Source organism: Micromonospora sp. KC207, from assembly GCF_004348615.1.
Lineage (GTDB): Bacteria > Actinomycetota > Actinomycetes > Mycobacteriales > Micromonosporaceae > Micromonospora.
On record NZ_SMKJ01000156.1, the window covers coordinates 1 to 16,227 of the forward strand.

The 16,227-nt window shown below is 74.4% G+C and carries 12 protein-coding genes and 1 pseudogene; 12 read left to right on the forward strand and 1 reads right to left on the reverse strand.

Annotation, left to right across the window (positions count from 1 at the left end; genetic code table 11):
* From E1258_RS19580 to E1258_RS19590, 3 genes are all read left to right on the forward strand, one after another.
* The coding region (locus tag E1258_RS19580) for an SDR family NAD(P)-dependent oxidoreductase (RefSeq protein ID WP_132403292.1) at nt 1-3,506 on the forward strand (3,506 nt) is incomplete at its 5' end.
* Nucleotides 3,503-4,615, forward strand: a complete 1,113-nt coding sequence (locus E1258_RS19585; RefSeq protein ID WP_132403295.1) for an MFS transporter — start codon at nt 3,503-3,505, stop codon at nt 4,613-4,615. The genes E1258_RS19580 and E1258_RS19585, both read left to right, overlap by 4 nt.
* Before the next feature lie 75 nt (nt 4,616-4,690).
* Nucleotides 4,691-6,163 (forward strand): cytochrome P450, encoded by a 1,473-nt coding sequence (locus tag E1258_RS19590; protein ID WP_165949841.1) that lies wholly within the window; start codon nt 4,691-4,693, stop codon nt 6,161-6,163.
* Between the two features lie 176 nt (nt 6,164-6,339).
* Here E1258_RS19590 and E1258_RS19595 read toward each other — a convergent pair whose 3' ends face one another.
* On the reverse strand, nt 6,340-7,053 hold the full coding sequence (locus E1258_RS19595; RefSeq protein ID WP_165949842.1) for a TrmB family transcriptional regulator sugar-binding domain-containing protein: 714 nt from the start codon (nt 7,051-7,053) through the stop codon (nt 6,340-6,342).
* Nucleotides 7,054-7,635: 582 nt separating this feature from the next.
* On the opposite strand from E1258_RS19595, the pseudogene E1258_RS34995 reads away from it, so the two are divergent.
* From E1258_RS34995 to E1258_RS19640, 9 genes and pseudogenes are all read left to right on the forward strand, one after another.
* Nucleotides 7,636-8,049: pseudogene (locus E1258_RS34995) on the forward strand (carboxyl transferase domain-containing protein); the annotation flags it as partial.
* Entirely contained in the window at nt 8,046-8,834 is a 789-nt protein-coding gene (locus E1258_RS19605) for a thioesterase II family protein (RefSeq protein WP_007071842.1), read from the forward strand. The pseudogene E1258_RS34995 and the gene E1258_RS19605, both read left to right, overlap by 4 nt.
* A 23-nt stretch (nt 8,835-8,857) precedes the next feature.
* The gene (locus tag E1258_RS19610) at nt 8,858-9,082 is read left to right on the forward strand and encodes a DUF5988 family protein (RefSeq protein WP_036372374.1); all 225 of its coding nucleotides are present in this window, start codon (nt 8,858-8,860) and stop codon (nt 9,080-9,082) included.
* A gap of 199 nt (nt 9,083-9,281) precedes the next feature.
* Nucleotides 9,282-10,691, forward strand: coding sequence for an MFS transporter (locus E1258_RS19615; protein WP_132403307.1), 1,410 nt, complete (start codon nt 9,282-9,284; stop codon nt 10,689-10,691).
* Between the two features lies 1 nt (nt 10,692).
* On the forward strand, nt 10,693-11,271 hold the full coding sequence (locus E1258_RS19620) for a nicotinate-nucleotide adenylyltransferase (protein WP_243715565.1): 579 nt from the start codon (nt 10,693-10,695) through the stop codon (nt 11,269-11,271).
* Complete coding sequence (locus E1258_RS19625; protein WP_165949843.1) at nt 11,264-12,547, forward strand: CMP-5'-phosphonoformate--3-phosphoglycerate phosphonoformyl transferase; 1,284 nt, start codon at nt 11,264-11,266, stop codon at nt 12,545-12,547. Before E1258_RS19620 ends, E1258_RS19625 begins: the two co-directional genes overlap by 8 nt.
* Entirely contained in the window at nt 12,540-13,916 is a 1,377-nt protein-coding gene (locus E1258_RS19630) for an XRE family transcriptional regulator (RefSeq protein ID WP_132403312.1), read from the forward strand. Before E1258_RS19625 ends, E1258_RS19630 begins: the two co-directional genes overlap by 8 nt.
* Nucleotides 13,913-14,932, forward strand: coding sequence for a C-terminal binding protein (locus E1258_RS19635; protein ID WP_132403315.1), 1,020 nt, complete (start codon nt 13,913-13,915; stop codon nt 14,930-14,932). Before E1258_RS19630 ends, E1258_RS19635 begins: the two co-directional genes overlap by 4 nt.
* Nucleotides 14,914-16,227 (forward strand): aldehyde dehydrogenase family protein (locus E1258_RS19640; protein ID WP_132403318.1); only part of this gene is annotated, 1,314 nt, incomplete at its 3' end. The genes E1258_RS19635 and E1258_RS19640, both read left to right, overlap by 19 nt.

Below are 16,227 nucleotides of genomic sequence, written 5' to 3' on the forward strand. Positions count from 1 at the left end.
TGCTTGCCGCGGCGTTGCGGGCCAAGCAGCCCGAGCCGCACGCTTTCGCCGCGTTCCTCGCCCAGGCCCACAACGCCGGAGTGCCGGTGGACTGGGCGGCCGTGCTGGCCGGCGGGAAGCGCATCGACCTGCCTACCTACGCCTTCCAGCACCAGCGCTACTGGCTGATGCCCGGCACCGCCGACACCGGCACCCTCGGCCACCCGATCCTGACCGCCGCCACCCCCGTCGGCGACCGCGACGAATGGCTGTTCACCGGCCGCATCTCGACCGAGAGCGCCCCCTGGGTCGCCGACCACGGCGTGCTCGGCCGGATCATCGTGCCCGGCACCGCGCTGGTCGAGTTGGCCGCCGCCGCCGGCACGCACGCCGGGGCGCCGGTGGTGGACGAACTCGTCCTGGAGGCGCCGCTCATCCTGTCCGGCGCGGCCGGCGTAGCGGTGCAGGTCACCATCGGCGAGCCGGGGGACGACGGGCGCCGCGACGTGGCCGTCTACTCCCGGCCGGAGACCGGCGACGAGCACGAGCGGCGCGTCACCACCTGTCACGCCCGGGGTTGGCTGGTGGCCGCGACGCGGCCGCTGGAAGCCCGGATCACGCCGTGGCCGCCGGCTTGCGCCGAGCCGATCGCGGTGGACGCGCTGTACGCCCGGCTGGCCGAGGTCGGCTTCGACTACGGACCGGCATTCCAAGGTGTCCGGGCGGCGTGGACGGCCGGCGACGCGGTCTACGCCGAGGTGGCGCTGCCCGACGAGCACGCCGGCAAGGCGCACCGGTACGGGTTGCACCCGGCCCTGTTCGACGCCTCCCTGCACAGCGGTCTGGGCCGGGTCGACCAGAATTCCGCGGGCCTGCCGTTCTCCTGGACCGGGGTGCGGTTCGGGCGCCGTGGCCCCTCCGCGGTCCGGGTCCGGATCGGCTCGGACGCGCCGTCCACCCTGCGCCTCGACATCACCGACGAGCACGGCGACCCGGTGGCCGAGGTGGCCCGGCTCGCCTTCCGGCCGGTCGAGCAGGCGCAACTGGACAGCGCCCAGCGCACGAGCGCGAACGCGCTGTTCCGGCTGAACTGGATGCCGGTGCCGGGCGCCGGCCGACACCCGGGCCGCATCGTGCGCCTGGACGGGCCCGGCGGCCTCGCCGCGCTGGAGCCGGCGGCCGGGGACGTGGTGGTGGCCGAGGTGGCCGTCCCGGACGTTTCGGACGTCGCCACCGCGGCCCGTACCGTCACCGCCGGCGTGCTCGCCCTGCTGCGGGACTGGCTGGCGGACGAGCGACGGGCCGCCGCCCGGCTCGTGGTAGTGACGCGCGGTGCGGTCGCGGCCGGCGACGAGGCCCCGGACCTCGCCCAGGCGCCGGTGTGGGGGCTGGTTCGCAGCGCCCAGTCGGAGCACCCGGGCCGGTTCCAGCTCGTCGACCTCGACGCGGACGCGGCACCGGACTGGGCCGCGCTGGTCGGCGCGGACGAGCCACAACTGGCGGTCCGGCGCGGCGCGGTGCTCGCCCCGCGCCTGGCCCGGCCGACCGGCCGGCTGCCGGAGGCGCCGCCGCTGGACGCCGACGGCATCGTCCTGATCACCGGTGGCACCGGCGGCCTGGGCGCGGTGTTCGCCCGCCATCTGGTCAAGCAGTACGGCGTCGAGCGGCTGCTGCTGGTGAGCCGCCGGGGCGCCGCGGCGCCGGGGGCCGATGAGCTGGTCGCCGAGCTGGCCGGGCTGGGCGCCGAGGCCACCGTGGCGGCCTGCGACGTGGCCGACCGCGCCGAGCTGGCCGCTCTGCTGGGCGCGCTGCCGTATCCGTTGACCGCGGTGGTGCACGCGGCCGGTGTATTGGACGACGCCGTGGCCGAGAGGATGACCGCGGAACAACTGGATCGGGTGCTGCGGCCCAAGGTCGACGCGGCCGTTTACCTGCACGAGCTGACCGCCGGGCACGACCTGTCCGCGTTCGTGCTGTTCTCCTCGGTCGCCGGGCTGATCGGCAGCCCGGGGCAGGGCAACTATGCCGCGGCGAACGCCTTCCTGGACGCGCTGGCCGAACGCCGCCGCGCCGAGGGCCTGCCCGGGACGTCGCTGGCCTGGGGGTTGTGGGCCGAGGCGGCCGGCATGGGCGGCACGCTCGACGAGGCCGGGGTGTCCCGGCTGGCCCGGATGGGTGCCGCGCCGTTCGCCACCGAGCTGGGTCTCGAGCTGTTCGACGAGGCCCGGCGCAGCGGCGAGGGCCTGCGGGTGCCGGTCCGGCTGGACTTCGCCGCGCTCCGCGCGGCCGCCCGGTCCGGGATGCTGCCGCCGCTGCTGCGTGGGCTGGTGCCCGCGCCGGCCCGGCGTGCGGCCGGGGGCGGCTCGCTGGCCCAGCGACTGGCCGGAGTGCCGCCGACCGGCCGCGAGCAGGTGGTGCTCGAGCTGGTCCGGGAGCAGGTGGCCGCGGTCCTCGGGCACACCGACCCGGGCGCCGTCGACCCCGACCGCGGGTTCAAGGACCTCGGGTTCGACTCGCTGGCGGCGGTCGAGCTGCGCAACCGGCTGAGCCAGGCCGCCGGGGTCCGGCTGCCGTCCACCCTGGTCTTCGACCACCCGTCGGCGGCTGCCGTGGCGCGGCTGCTGGCCGCCGAGGTGCGGGACGTGCCGGACACCGGGCCGGCGGCGGCCGGCGCCGCGCCCGCCGCCCGGCCGGACGGTCAGGGCACGCTCAGCACGCTGCTGCGCCACGCGCACGCGGAGGGCCGGATCGCCGGTGCCGTGCCGCTGCTGATCGAGGCGTCCCGGTTCCGGCCGAGCTTCACGTCGCCGGCCGAGCTGGGCGACGGCGACGGGTACGCGGTGCGGCTCGCCTCGGGCGGCGCCGCCGGGGCGGACCGGCCCAAGTTGGTCTGCGTCCCGTCGTTCGTGGTCGGTTCCGGGCCGCACCAGTTCATGCGGTTCGCCGACCGGTTCGAGGGCCGGCGCGACGTGTACGCCTGCACGCTGCCCGGTTTCCGCGGCGACGAGCCCGCCCCGGCGTCCTGGTCGGCCGCCGTGGACCTGGTGGTGGCGTCGATCCGGCGGGTGGTCGGCGACGCGCCGATCGTCCTGGTGGGCTACTCCATCGGCGGGGTGGTCGCGCACGCGGTGGCCGCGCGGCTGGAGGAGTCGGGCGCCGCGCCGGCCGGGATCATCATGATCGACACGCCGACGCCGGAGGACGAGCGGGCAAGCAACCGGGTCTTCTCGATGGTGATGACCGAAATCCTGGAACGTGGGGACCAGGGCATCGCCGTGGACGAAGCGAATTGGCTGGCGATGGGCACCTGGATGCGCCTGCTCGCCGAGCGGCCGGCCGCCCGCGTCACCGCCCGCAGCCTGCTGATCCGCGCCGGCGAGCCGCTGCCCACCAGCGCCGCCGGGCAGCACTGGCCGGCCTGGGAGGTGGCCGGCGAGCAGGCCGAGGTACCGGCTGACCACTTCGCGCTGATCGAGGCGGCGGTCGACCGGACCGTCGCGGTGGCCGAACGGTGGCTGGGCGTATGAGCCGGGCCGTCACCGAGATCGAGACCGAAACCGGCGTGCGGTGCCGGGGACTGCCCGTCGCGGTCCTGCTCGTCGGGGTCTTCGTGTCCTCGCTGGACCTGTTCATCGTCAACATCGCGTTCCCGGACCTGCAACGGTCGTTCCCGTCCACCGGGCTCGCCGATCTGTCCTGGGTGCTCAGCGCGTACGCCATCGCCTTCGCCGCCCTGCTGATGCCGGCCGGCCGGTGGGCGGACCGCTCCGGCCGCAAGCGGGCCTTCGTGTGCGGCCTCGCGCTGTTCACCGCGGCGTCCGCGGCGTGCGCCGCCGCGCCGTCGGCCGGTGTCCTGGTCGCGGCCCGGGTCGCGCAGGCCGCCGGTGGCGCGCTCATGCTGCCCAGCTCGCTCGGCCTGATGCTGCCGCTGTACCCGGCGGACAGGCGAGGCGCGGCGGTGGGGCTGTGGGCCGCGACGGGCGGCGCCGCGGCGGCGCTCGGGCCGCCGGTCGGCGGACTGCTCGTGGAGGCGGGCTGGCGCTGGGTGTTCCTGGTGAACCTGCCGATCGGTGTGCTCGCGGTGGTGCTGGCGCTGCGCACGCTGCCGGAGATTCGCGACGCCCGTGGCTGGGCACCGGACGTGCTGGGTGCCTCGGTGCTGGCCGCCACGGTGGCCGCGGTCGTCGCGGCGATCGTCCAGGGGCAGGCGTGGGGCCGGGACAGCCCGCGGATCGTTGGGCTGTTCGCGGCCGGCGCGCTCGGCGCGGCGGTCAGCGCCTGGCGGGCGGCCCGGCATTCCGCGCCGGTCATCGAGCCGGCCATCCTGTCCATCCGGTCTGGCCCTGGGCGACCTGGCGACCCTGCTGTTCTTCGCCGGGTTCGGCGCGATGATCCTCGCCTCGACGCTGTTCCTCACCTCGGTCTGGCGGCACTCGGTGCTACGCGCCGGGCTGGAGATCGCCCCGGGCCCGCTGATGGCCGCTCTGGTGGCGGTGCCCGGCGGGCTGCTCGCCGCCCGGTACGGGCCGCGGGCCCCGGGCCTGGCCGGCAGTCTGCTGTTCGCCGGCGGGGGCGTGTGGTGGGCGCTGGCCACCGGTGCCGAACCGGACTACGCGGCTCACGCTCATCGCCGTAGACGACCACCGGCGCCCCGCCGCCGGACCGAGCTCCGTGCCCGCCGAGACGAGCGGCACTGCGTGACATGACCCCCATGGATGAGGAGAGGGTGACCGAGATGGATGTTCCCGAGGCCGCCAAGTGCCCGGTCGGCCACGGCACGGCGGCGGCCGGGCCGCCGCCGGTCGAGTCGGAGCGGACGACCCGGCGGGCAGCGATGCCGGCGTCGGCACTGCCCGGTCCGACGACGCACGTGGTGAAACAGATCCTGCGCTACTGGAAGCGGCCGGACCGGTTCGTGGAGGAGTGCCGCGAGCAGTACGGCAGCCGGTTCGCGCTGCGGATCCGGATCCCACCGCGGCCGCTGTACGTGCTGTCCGACCCGGAAGACATCAAGCAGATGTTCATGGCACCGGCGGATGTGCTGCACACCGGCAACGGCTCCGCCACGATCGAGAAGTTCACCGGCCAGACCGGGCTGGCCTGGCTGGACGAGGACGAGCACAAGGAGCGCCGCCGCATCCTCATGCCGAGCATGCACGGCAAGGCGTTGCAGCGCATCGAGGAGTCCATCGACCGGCGGGCGGTCGTGGAGATCGCCGAGTGGCCGCGCGACCGGGTCGTGGAGCTGCACCCGCTGATCCACCGGTTCACGCTGAACGTTATTCGCGAGGTGATCTTCGGCCGGAGCGGGCCGAGCAACTGGGACGAGCTGCTCGACGTCCTCATCGCGATGATGAAGTTCAACAACCGGATGGGCTCGGCGGCGCTGATCCACAAGATGTCGCCGCGTACCGTACGGATGCTCGCCCGGATCAAGCCGATCGGTCTGGGTGAGTTCCTCGAGTTGCGCAAACGCGCAGACAAACTCATCGCCGACGCGGTCGCCGAGCACAAGCGGAACGCGGAACTCGGCGACGACATGCTCTCCGTGCTGCTGCGGATCACGCACGAGGACGGCTCCCCGCTGACCCAGGTGGAGCTGCGCGACGAGATGATGACCATCTTCCTGGCCGGCACCGAGACCACCGCGTCCGCGATCGCCTGGGGTTTCGAGTACCTCAGCCTGCACACCGAGGCCCGGGAGCGGCTGGTCGCCGAGCTGGACGCCGGGGTGAGCGACGAGTACCTGACCGCCACGGTGAACGAGGTGCTGCGGCTGCGCCCGTCGATCCCGCAGATCATCCCGCGGACGGTGATGAAGCCGATCGAGATCGGCGGGGTGCGGTTCGAGCCGGGGATGCTGCTGTGGGCGAGCGCCTACCTGCTGCACCGTGACCCGGAACTCTACCCGGACCCGTACGCGTTCAAGCCGGACCGCTTCCTGGGCGCCAAGCCCGGGACCTACACCTGGATCCCGTTCGGCGGCGGGCGGATCCGTTGCCTGGGCGCGTCGATCGCACTGATCGAGATGAAGGCGGTCTTCCGCGAGGTGCTCAAGCACTGTGAGCTGCGGCGTCCCGAGCCCGGGCCGGAGGGCACCCGCAGCCGCAGCGTCTCGACGCTGCCGGCAAAGGGCGCCCGGATGGAGCTGCGTGCCCGGACCGCCGACGTGAGCATGGCCTGACGGCGCACGGCCGGCCCGGAGAAGCGTATTCCCCGGGCCGGCCGCCGGGCGTCACACAGAGTTCCCGGACTACTGAACGGTAATGCCCGAACGGCTGATGCGCATTGCGGAAGGGCCGTTTCGGTGCGGTTCGCCGGTTCGGAATTCGGCAGTGCGAAATGACGGAGGACGACCGGTCAGATAATGATGCCCAGTTCGGCCGCGCGCAGCCCGGCCTGGAAGCGCGAATTGGCGTTCATCTCACGCATGATGTCCGCGACGTGTCGCCGGTATGTCCGCACGGAAATGCCGAGCTTGCGGGCCCCGACCTCATCCTTATCGCCGGCGCTGAGACTGGCGATCACCGATCTCGCGGGTTCCTCGCGCAACTTCTCGTGGACATCGAGGATGTCGCCGAGAGGCACGCCGGAACTCCACGTGACGCCGAACATGGTGCGCAGCACGTGCACCAGGGACCGCACCGAGACCAGCAGCGTCTGCGCCGGCTCCTCCGCCCGGTGCGGGGTCCGCAGCGCCGCCTCCCGCCCGTCCGCGATGACCAGGTTCTCGTCCGGCAGCTCCCGCGTCCGGTATCCCGGCTGACCGCTCACCGCCCGGATCACCGCCGCGTCGGTCGCCGCCACCGGCGCTGGCAGCAAAGCCTTGACCTGCACTCCTCGTCGCTCGGCGTGCTGCAGGAGGCGGACCGTGCCCGGCCGGCGGTTGGGGCAGAGCTCGCGGGCCGAGAGCACGCAGAGCACCTCCCGCTGCGCCTTGGTGATCATCTCGTCGACGGCGCCCTGGAACGCCGTGTCGTCCCCCGGCAGATGCCGGATCTGCCGGCTGTAGCGGTTGCGTGTCGACATGGCCCGCCGGATCAACTCCTGCGCCTGGTGTAGGCTGTCGTCCACGTCGTCCTCATGATCGGAATTGATTCGAGCGCTGTCGAGGTGCGACGGCATGTATGTCCTGGTCTCCTGGCGACGCGTACTGTTGACGTTCGATGCCCGCATCAAGGACCCCCGCGATTCGAGTGTGGCAGGACCATGCCAGATTAGTGACCTGGACCCGGCGGCGTCTTTCCCAATTGTGGGGTGTTGGATGTCGATTCTGTTAACTCGGCAGACCGCCCGGCACATCGCTTTTGACCAGCCCGGCGGACGCGCACCAGCATAGCTGATAGGGGCGGCCGTCGATGCCCCCCAAGTGGTCGCGTCGGCCCGCTTCCGCTGACCGATCGGTCAGGATTCGAATGATTGGGTTGGTCGGGGCGGCGCGAGATGACAACTTCCTGCGCCGATGTTCCGCCGGATGTCCGGCTGTTGTTGTCTGGGGCGGGCGGTGCCCGGGCCGGACCGTGGCCGCGCCGCCCGCCCCGGTGGCGCTGCCGCCGGCGGCCACCCGTCCACCTCACATCCGCCCGGAGGGCATCGATGACCGTGCTGACCACTGCGGCGCCGGCCGCCGAACCGTCCGCCCCGGACCCCCGGGACGTGTCGGCCCGGCTCGCCCGGCTGCTGTACGCCTTCGGCGAGGCGGTGGTGCCGCGGGTGACCCTGGTGACCCGCAAGTCGTACGGCGGCGCATACATCGCGATGAACTCCCGCGCCCTGGGCGCCACCCGGGTGCTGGCCTGGCCGCAGGCCGAGGTGGCCGTGATGGGCGCCGAGGCCGCGGTCGGCATCCTGCACCGGCGAACGCTCGCCGCCGTGGCCGGGGAGGACCGCCCCGGCCTGCTGGCCCGGCTGATCGAGGAGCACGAACGGGTCTCCGGCGGGGTCGCCCGCGGGCTCGACCTGGGCGTGGTGGACGAGGTGATCGACCCGGCGCAGACCCGGTTGCGGGTTGCCGAGGCCCTCGCCGGCGCCCCCGGCGGGCGCGGCCACCATGGGAACATCCCGCTGTGAGCGCCGACCTGTGGCTGCGGCCCCTCGGTCCGGCGAACCCGGCGGCCGTGCGGCTGCTCTGCCTGCCGCACGCCGGCGGCTCGGCGACCTACTTCCGGCCACTCGCCCGGGAGCTGTCGGCCACCTTCGAGGTGGTCGGCGTGCAGTACCCGGGGCGGCAGGACCGGCGCGCGGAGCCCGCGCTGCGCACCATCGGCGAGCTGGCCGACGGTGTGTTCGCGGCGTGCGGCGTGCCGGACCGGCCGACCGTGCTGTTCGGTCACAGCATGGGCGCGGTGATCGCCTTCGAAGTGGCGCAGCGCATCGAACGCGCGGACGCCACGCACCTGCTCGGCCTGGTCTGCTCCGGGCGGCGCGGGCCGGCCGTGCCCGGGCCGGACGACGTGCACCGGCGCTCCGACGCCGGGCTGATCCAGGAGGTGCGCGAGCTGAGCGGCACCAGCGCCGGCCTGCTGGACGACGAGGAGATCGTCCGGATGATCCTGCCCGCGCTGCGCGCCGACTACGGCGCGGTGGAGACGTACCGGATGACACCCGGCGCCCGGCTGGGCTGCCCGGTGTCGATCCTGACCGGCGATGCCGACCCGCGGGTCTCGGTGCCGGCCGCGCGGGCCTGGGCCGACGTGACCGACGGCGGCAGCCGGCTGCGGGTGCTGCCGGGCGGCCACTTCTTTCTGGACGAGGGGCGCGCCGAGGTCGCCGCGGCGATCCGGGAGGGCATCGCGGAGTTCCTGGACCGGAACCGGCCGGCGGCGGCGCCCGCCGGAGCGCCCACCCACCCCTGACCACATCCGATGGAGGCCATCTCATGGACGCTCAGCTCGGTTCTGCCCCCACGGTCGTCGACGCGCTGCTGCGCGGCGGGCCGGCCACCCTGCCCGAAAAGCTGCGTCGCCAGCGTGTGCCCGGGGCCACTGACAAGATCAAGGTGCCGTACCTGGCCGGGTACGAGCACTTCGAACGCGACGGGACGGTGGCGCCGGACGGGCTGGTGGTGTTCCGCTGGACCGGCCGGACCTTCGTCGCCGAGTGACCTCGGGGGCCCGGGAACGTGCAGCAAGTTGCCACCTCCCGGACCCGCCGGACGGTTACCGTGACGTTAACCGCGGCCGTCCATCGAGGACGGTCACCGGCCGCGGCATGAACGTGAAGGCGACCTAGACGGCGTTCCACGCGGTGCCGAGGGTGGGCCGAGGCGGCCGTCGAGGACGTCGCGAAGGAGGGGAAGCGGGATGGCGGGGACGGTGACCGGGGCGCGCCCGGAGGGATCGCATCGGCTGTTCACCGCGCCGTTCCTGCTCTCCGCCGTGGCCGCCTTCATGGTGGCCGTGGACAACCTGGTGGTCGTCACCGCGCTGCCCGCGATCCGGCACACCTTCGGCACCGGCATCGAGGGCCTGCAGTGGATCGTCAGCGCGTACACCCTGACGTACGCGGTCTTCCAGCTCTCCGGCGCGGCGCTCGGTGACCGGTTCGGCCGGCGCCGGGTCTTCCTCGCCGGCCTGACGCTGTTCGTGCTCGCCTCGGCCGGCGCGGCATTGGCCCCGACGGTCTGGGCGCTGGTCGCCGCCCGCGCCGTGCAGGGGCTCGGCGCGTCGATGATCTCCCCGCTCGCGCTGACCATCGTCGCGCACGCCACGCCGCGAGCTCGCCGCGCCGCGGTGCTGGGCGCGTGGAGCGGGATCAGCGGCATCGGCAGCGCCATCGGCCCGGTCCTCGGCGGCCTCGTCGTCACGTACGCGCCCTGGCAGTGGATCTTCCTGGTGAATCTGCCGATCGCCGCGGTCCTGATGCCGCTGGCCCGGCTCCGGATCGAAGAGAGTCACGGCCCACGCGACCGGCTCGACCTGCGCGGCGTCGTGCTCAGCAGCGCCTGCCTGCTGGCGCTGGTGTTCGCGCTGATCAACGGCAACGACCTCGGCTGGGCGCACCCGACGGTGTGGGGCACGCTGGTCGCCGCCGCGGCGCTGCTGCCGGTGTTCGTGGTGTCCCAGCAGCGCGCGGCGGACCCCATGCTGCCGCCCGCCCTGCTCCGCAGCGGCGCCTTCGCCACCGCCGTCACGCTGTACCTGCTGATGACCTTCGGCCTGTTCGGCGCCATGTTCCTGGCCACCCAGTACTTCCAGGACCGGCTCGGCTACTCGCCGTTGCAGGCCGGGCTGGCGATCGCGCCGGCCGCGGCGCTGCCGGTGTTCATCGCGCCGCTCACCGGCAAGCTGTCACGGCGCATCGGCGGTGCCCGGGTGCTCGCCGCCGGCCTGGCCCTGCAGGCGGCCGGGCTGCTCGCCCTCGCCCTGGCGGTCACCCCGGACACCGCCTATCCACGAATGCTGCCCGGCCTGCTGCTGATGGGCGTCGCGGCGAGCCTGTTCTTCGGGCAGATCTCCCGGGTCATCCTCGGCAGCGTCGCGGAGCGCTACGAGGGCATCGCCTCCGGCGCCGGCACCACGTTCCGGCAGACCGGCACCACCCTCGGCGTGGCGGTGCTGGGCGCGGTCTTCGCCGCCGCCGGTGGCTACCACAGCCCGCAGTCCTTCAGCGACGGCTTCCGGGCGGCGTTGCTGGCCGGCTGCGGCGCCGCCGTGCTCGCCACGCTGCTCGCCCTCTCCCTGCGGCGGGCCCCCCGGATGGAGATGTCCTGACGTGACCGACGACCGGAATGACGTGGTGGACGTCGCATCGGCGCACGGCCGGTTCCAGCCGCTGCACCTCGGGCACCTGGAGTACCTTCTGGCCGCCGCCCGCCGCTGCCGCACCCTGGTGGTGGGCATCACCAACCCGGACCCGTGGCAGGTGCGGTCCGAGCCGTCCGCGCCGCACCGTGAGGCCGGCCACGCCAACCCGTTCACCTTCTACGAACGCCTGTCGATGGTGGACGGGGCGCTGCGCGACAGCGGCTTGCCGGACACCGCGTTCCGCGTCGTGCCGTTCCCGCACAGCTTCCCCGAGCGGCTGGGCCACTACCTGCCCGCCGGCGCCACCGTCCTGCTGACCATCTACGACGGCTGGGGCGAGGAGAAGCTGCGCCGGTTCCGCGCGCACGGCTGGCGCACCGAGGTGCTCTGGCGCCGGGACACCACGGTCACCTCCGGCACCGATCTGCGCCGCCGGCTGCGCGACGGGCTGGCCTGGGACCACCTGGTGCCCCCCGCCACCGCCCGGGTCGTCCGCGACCTGCCGGCCACCCATCCCGTCTTCGCCCCGGAGCGTCACGTTGGCTGACAAGATCTACCTCATCGCCCTGTGCGGCGCCGCGGACCGACCCGTCGCCGACTCGCCAACCCCGCTGGAACAGGCGCACCTGCCGCACCTCGACGCGCTGGCCGCGCGCGGGCGCAACGGCCTGCTGACCGTCATCGACGACCAGATCCCGCCCGAGTCCGACTCCGGCGCGCTCGCGCTGCTCGGTTACGACCCGGTCGAGCACTACGCCGGCCGCGGGCCGCTGGAGGGCTTCGGCACCGGCTTCCTGCAGCCCGGCTCCGGCGTCGCCACGGTCTGCTTCCGGCTCAACATGGCCAGCCACGATCCCGGCGGCGGCCGGCTCGACCGCCGCACCGCACGCGACCTGTCCGACGACGAGTTGCAGGACCTGCTGGCCGCCGTGCGGGCCGAGGTGTCGCTGGCCGACCTCGGCGCGGGCTTCGACATCACCGGGTTCGGCCGGCACCGCGGCATCATCGCCTTCCACCATCCGGGCGAACCGCTCAGCGGCGAGGTGACCAGCACCGACCCGCAGTACGAGCGGGTTGGCGCATTCGGTGTGCCGCGCCGCGAGCACGCCGCCGCGCCACTGCCGTGCCGCCCGCTGGCGGACACCCCGGCCGCCCGGCGCACCGCCGAGCTGGTCAATGCGTTCGTCGCGCGCAGCGCGGCGGTCCTGGAAGCCACGCCGGTGAACAAGGGGCGGCGCGCGGCGGGCCGGCCGGCCGCGAACCGGATCATCCTGCGTGACGGCGGCGACCGGCTGCCCGAGCTGCAGCCGTTCGTCCAGCGGCACGGCCGGACGCTCACCGTCTTCGGCCAGATTCCGGCGGAGCGCGGCCTGGCCCAGCTCGCCGGTGGTGACTACGCCGACGCCCGGCAACCGGCCGGACGCCCGGACGTCGACTACTACGCCGAGCTCGCCGAACGACTGGTCGCCGACCCGGCCGGCGTGGTCTACGTCCACGTCAAGGGGCCGGACGAGGCCGCCCACGACGGCGACCCGCACGGCAAGGCGGACGCGTTGAGCAGGCTCGATGAACACCTGTTCGGCCGGCTGCTGCCGGCGGTCGGGGACGGCGGCACGGTGATCGTCACCGGCGACCACGCCACCCCGTGGCGGCTGGGCATCCACAGCGCCGACCCGGTCCCGGTGACGGTGGCCGGCCGGGGCCAACCTGCCGACGACGTGACCAGCTACTCCGAACGGGCCGCCGGGCGCGGGGCGCTCGGCCACCGGCGCGCCTGCGAACTGCTCCCGGCCGTGCTCACCGGTGGAGGCGGCGATGTCTGACCCGGCCTTCCGCCGCCGGGCGGGTGCAACCTTTCGGGGCATCATCAACGACCTCAAGCGCACCACCGAGGCCGCCGCCGCCGACCTGGGCGTGGCGCCCGAGATGCTGGCCGCGGTCATCCGCGGCGACCGCGAGCTGCCGGCCGAGCTGCTGCGCCGGGCCGTCGAGGTGTGGCCGGTCAACGAGCGCGACTTCCTGCCGGTGCACGACGACGCGCCGCACGGCGTGCGGATCTGCCGGGTCGCCGAGTCGGTCGCGACCAGCCGGATCTTCCAACGCGGCGGCGCCGACTACTACGAGTACCGCGACACCGCGATGAGCCGGCTCGCGATGTTCCGCCCGGAGTGGATCCGGATGCTCCAGCCGGTCGCCGACAACCGGCCAGACAACCCGGCAGTGCAGTGGAACGCAGGTCACTTCCTCTACCAGTTCACCTACTTTGTCGGCGCGGTGAACTACTACTACGCCTGGGCCGGGCGGCGGTTCTGCGTGGAGACGGTCACCGGGGACTCGGTCGCCGGGCTGCCGTACGCGCCGCACAGCTTCGCCTACCGGGCCGGCGGCTCCGGACTCATCCTGGCGCTGACCTACGGTGGCCGGCTGCTCGGCGACGCCCAGCACGAGCTGGCCGCGCTCGGCCCGGACCTCGCCGAGCGGTACGCGCCGGACGACCCCGGCGCCGGGCCGGACGACCACAGTGCCGCTGCGGCGGCCCTGCGGCAGCACCTCGACGACACCATGACCCCGGCGGCGCGGCTGGCCGAGGCAAGTGGCGTGCCCGCCGGTCGCCTCGCCGACCTGCTGGCCGGCCGGGCCGCCGCGGCCCCCGACGAGCTGGCCGCGCTGGCCGCGGCCCTGCGCGTGCCGGTGCGCGACCTGCTCCCAGTGAGCGGCGACGAGGAGAACGGAGTGTGCCAGATGCCCCGGTCGGCCGCGCCGGTCTGGTCCTGGCCGGCCGAGGAGCCGGTCGCCTACCGGGTCCGCGGGCTGGCCGGCACCCTGCTCTGCCCGAACTCGCGGGCTCTTGAGCTCGAGGTGACCGGGCGCGACCCGGCCGCCGCGACCCTGCGCACCGGGCTGCACCAGTACTGCTTCGTGCTCGGGCCGGACCCGGTGCGGCTGTGCTGGGAGTCGGCTGGCACGGTCCACGAGGCGATCCTGCACCCCGACGACTCGCTGTACGTGAAACCGTTCGTGCCGCACGGCTTCACCCGGCTCGAGGCAGGCCGCTCCACCGTGCTCGCCCTGCGCATCGGCGGCAAGGTCGCCGGGGACACCCGCCGCGAGGCCGCCGCGCTGGGCGCGTCGTCGCTGCGCCGGCTCGTCTCCGACACGACCCAGTGGTACGACCCGGCGGGCTCCCGATGACCGCCGCGGCCACCCCGGCGGTGGTCTACACCGACCCGGCCTGGGGCGCCCCCACGGTGGAGGAGGCCGTGTACGGCGACGCCGTCCGCGCCCGCGTCGGTCCCTTCCGCGGGCCGGCCGCGCTGCACGAGGCGGTCGCCGGCGCCGCGGCGCTGATCGTCTACCGCTGCCCGGTGACACCCGAGCTGCTCGACGCGGCCGGGCCGCAGTTGCGCGTGGTGGCCCGGCAGGGCGTCGGCACCGACAACCTCAACGCCGCCCTGCTCGGCGAGCGCGGCATCGTCGGCTTCAACGTGCCCGACTACTGCGTGGACGAGGTGGCCGCGCACACCCTGGCCATGGTGCTCGCCTGGGAACGCCGGCTGGTGCCGCAGCACACGGGGCTGACCGGCGGCCGGTTCGACATCCACCACGGCGGGGCGCCGCGCCGGCTGGGCACCCGGACCGCCGGCATCATCGGCCTGGGCCGGATCGGCCGGGCGGTGGCGGCCCGGCTCCGGCTGTTCTATCAGCGGGTGCTCGCCGCAGACCCGTTCGTGCACGCGGATCAGATGCTCGGCTACGGCGTGCGGAAGACGGAACTGCCGGAGCTGCTGGCCGAGTCGGACGTGGTGCTGCTGCACTGCCCGCTCGCCCCGGACACCCGCGGGCTGATCGGCGCGGACGCGCTGGGCCGGATGCGTCCGGACGCGCTGCTGGTCAACACCGCCCGGGGCGGGCTGGTGGACGCCGAGGCGCTGGCGCACGCGCTGACCACCGGCGTCATCGGCGGCGCCGCGCTCGACGTCTTCGTGCCCGAGGACCCGCACCGCAGCGACCCGTACCGCCGCGTCCTCGGCCTGCCCAACGTGCTGGTCAGCAGCCACCGGGCGTTCTACTCCGCCGAGTCCGAGCTCAGCTCGCGGCAGCGGGTCGCCGAGGGTGTCCGGCAGGTCCTGGACACCGGACGGCCGCCGGTCACCGGGCACGTCGCGCCGTCCGCGGCCGTGGTGCAGCCGTGGGCGGCGACGCCATGATGCTGCACGGCCGCCGGTGCGGCGACGAGACGCTCGAGGTGCGCAGCCCGTGGGACGGGCGGGTGGCCGGCCGGGTCGCCGAGGACGACGCCGGGGACGTGCGGCGCGCGGTCGAGACCGTCGCCGGCTACGACCGCGGCCTGGACGTGGCGCAGCGGGCGGAGATCCTGGGCGCGGCGGCGCAGACCGTCGCCGCCCGGCGCGAGGAACTGGCCGATCTGATCACCGCCGAGGCGGGGATCTGCGCGCGGGACAGCCGGACCGAGGTGGACCGGGCCGCCGCCAACCTGCGCGTCGCGGCGGAGGAGTGCCGGCGGATCCGCGGCGAGACCATCGAGATCACCGCAGGGGGTACCCCGCGGCTGGCCCTGACGATGCGCGAGCCGGTCGGCACGGTGGCTGCGGTCACCCCGTTCAACCGCCCGCTCAACCAGGTCGTCGTCAAGCTCGCCCCGGCGCTCGCGATGAACAACGGCGTGGTGCTCAAACCCTCGGAGAAGGCGCCGCTCAGCGCGCTCGCGCTGGCCGAGATCCTGCACGGCAGCGGCCTGCCGGACACCATGCTCGCGGTGGTCACCGGCCGGCCCGGCACGGTTGGGCCGGCGCTGGTCGGCCACCCCGCCGTGGACATGGTCACGTTCACCGGCAGCGTGGCGACCGGCGAGGCGGTCGCCCGCGCCGCCGGCATGCGCAAGCTGCACCTGGAGCTGGGCGGTAACGATCCGCTGATCGTGCTGGCCGACGCCGACCTGGAGCGGGCCGCGCGGCTCGCCGCGGCCGGCGCGTGCGGCAATGCCGGGCAGTCCTGCCGCGGGGTCAAGCGGATCATCTGCGCCGACGAGGTGGCCGACGCGTTCGTCGAGCTGCTCGTGGCCCGGGTCGAGCGGCTGCGGTGCGGCGACCCGACGGACCCGTGCACCGACGTCGGCCCGCTGATCTCCGCGGAGGCCGCGGCCACGGTGGCCGGCCGGATCGACGCCTCGGTCCGCGACGGCGCGGTGCTGCGTGTCGGCGGCGGCCACCGCGGCGCGGTCGTGCCGCCGGCCGTGCTGGACCACGTCGACCCGGGCAGCGAGCTGGTCACCCACGAGACGTTCGGCCCGGTCGCGCCGGTCATCCGGGTGGCCGGTCCGGAGGCCGCCGTCGCGGTCGCCAACAGCACGCCGTACGGGCTGCAGGCCGGGGTGCTCACCCGCGACTTCCCGGCCTTCCTGGAGATCGCGTCCGGGCTGCGGGTCGGCGCGGTGGCGCTCGACGACGGCCCGAACTTCGACTCGCCGTACATCCCGTTCGGC

Bases quoted from the DNA above. Each gene is read 5' to 3' on its own strand.
- E1258_RS19585 (WP_132403295.1), top strand. From the start codon at position 3,503: ATGAGCCGGGCCGTCACCGAGATCGAGACCGAAACCGGCGTGCGGTGC.
- E1258_RS19590 (WP_165949841.1), top strand. From the start codon at position 4,691: ATGGATGAGGAGAGGGTGACCGAGATGGATGTTCCCGAGGCCGCCAAG.
- E1258_RS19610 (WP_036372374.1), top strand. From the start codon at position 8,858: ATGGACGCTCAGCTCGGTTCTGCCCCCACGGTCGTCGACGCGCTGCTG.
- E1258_RS19615 (WP_132403307.1), top strand. From the start codon at position 9,282: ATGGCGGGGACGGTGACCGGGGCGCGCCCGGAGGGATCGCATCGGCTG.
- E1258_RS19630 (WP_132403312.1), top strand. From the start codon at position 12,540: ATGTCTGACCCGGCCTTCCGCCGCCGGGCGGGTGCAACCTTTCGGGGC.
- E1258_RS19635 (WP_132403315.1), top strand. From the start codon at position 13,913: ATGACCGCCGCGGCCACCCCGGCGGTGGTCTACACCGACCCGGCCTGG.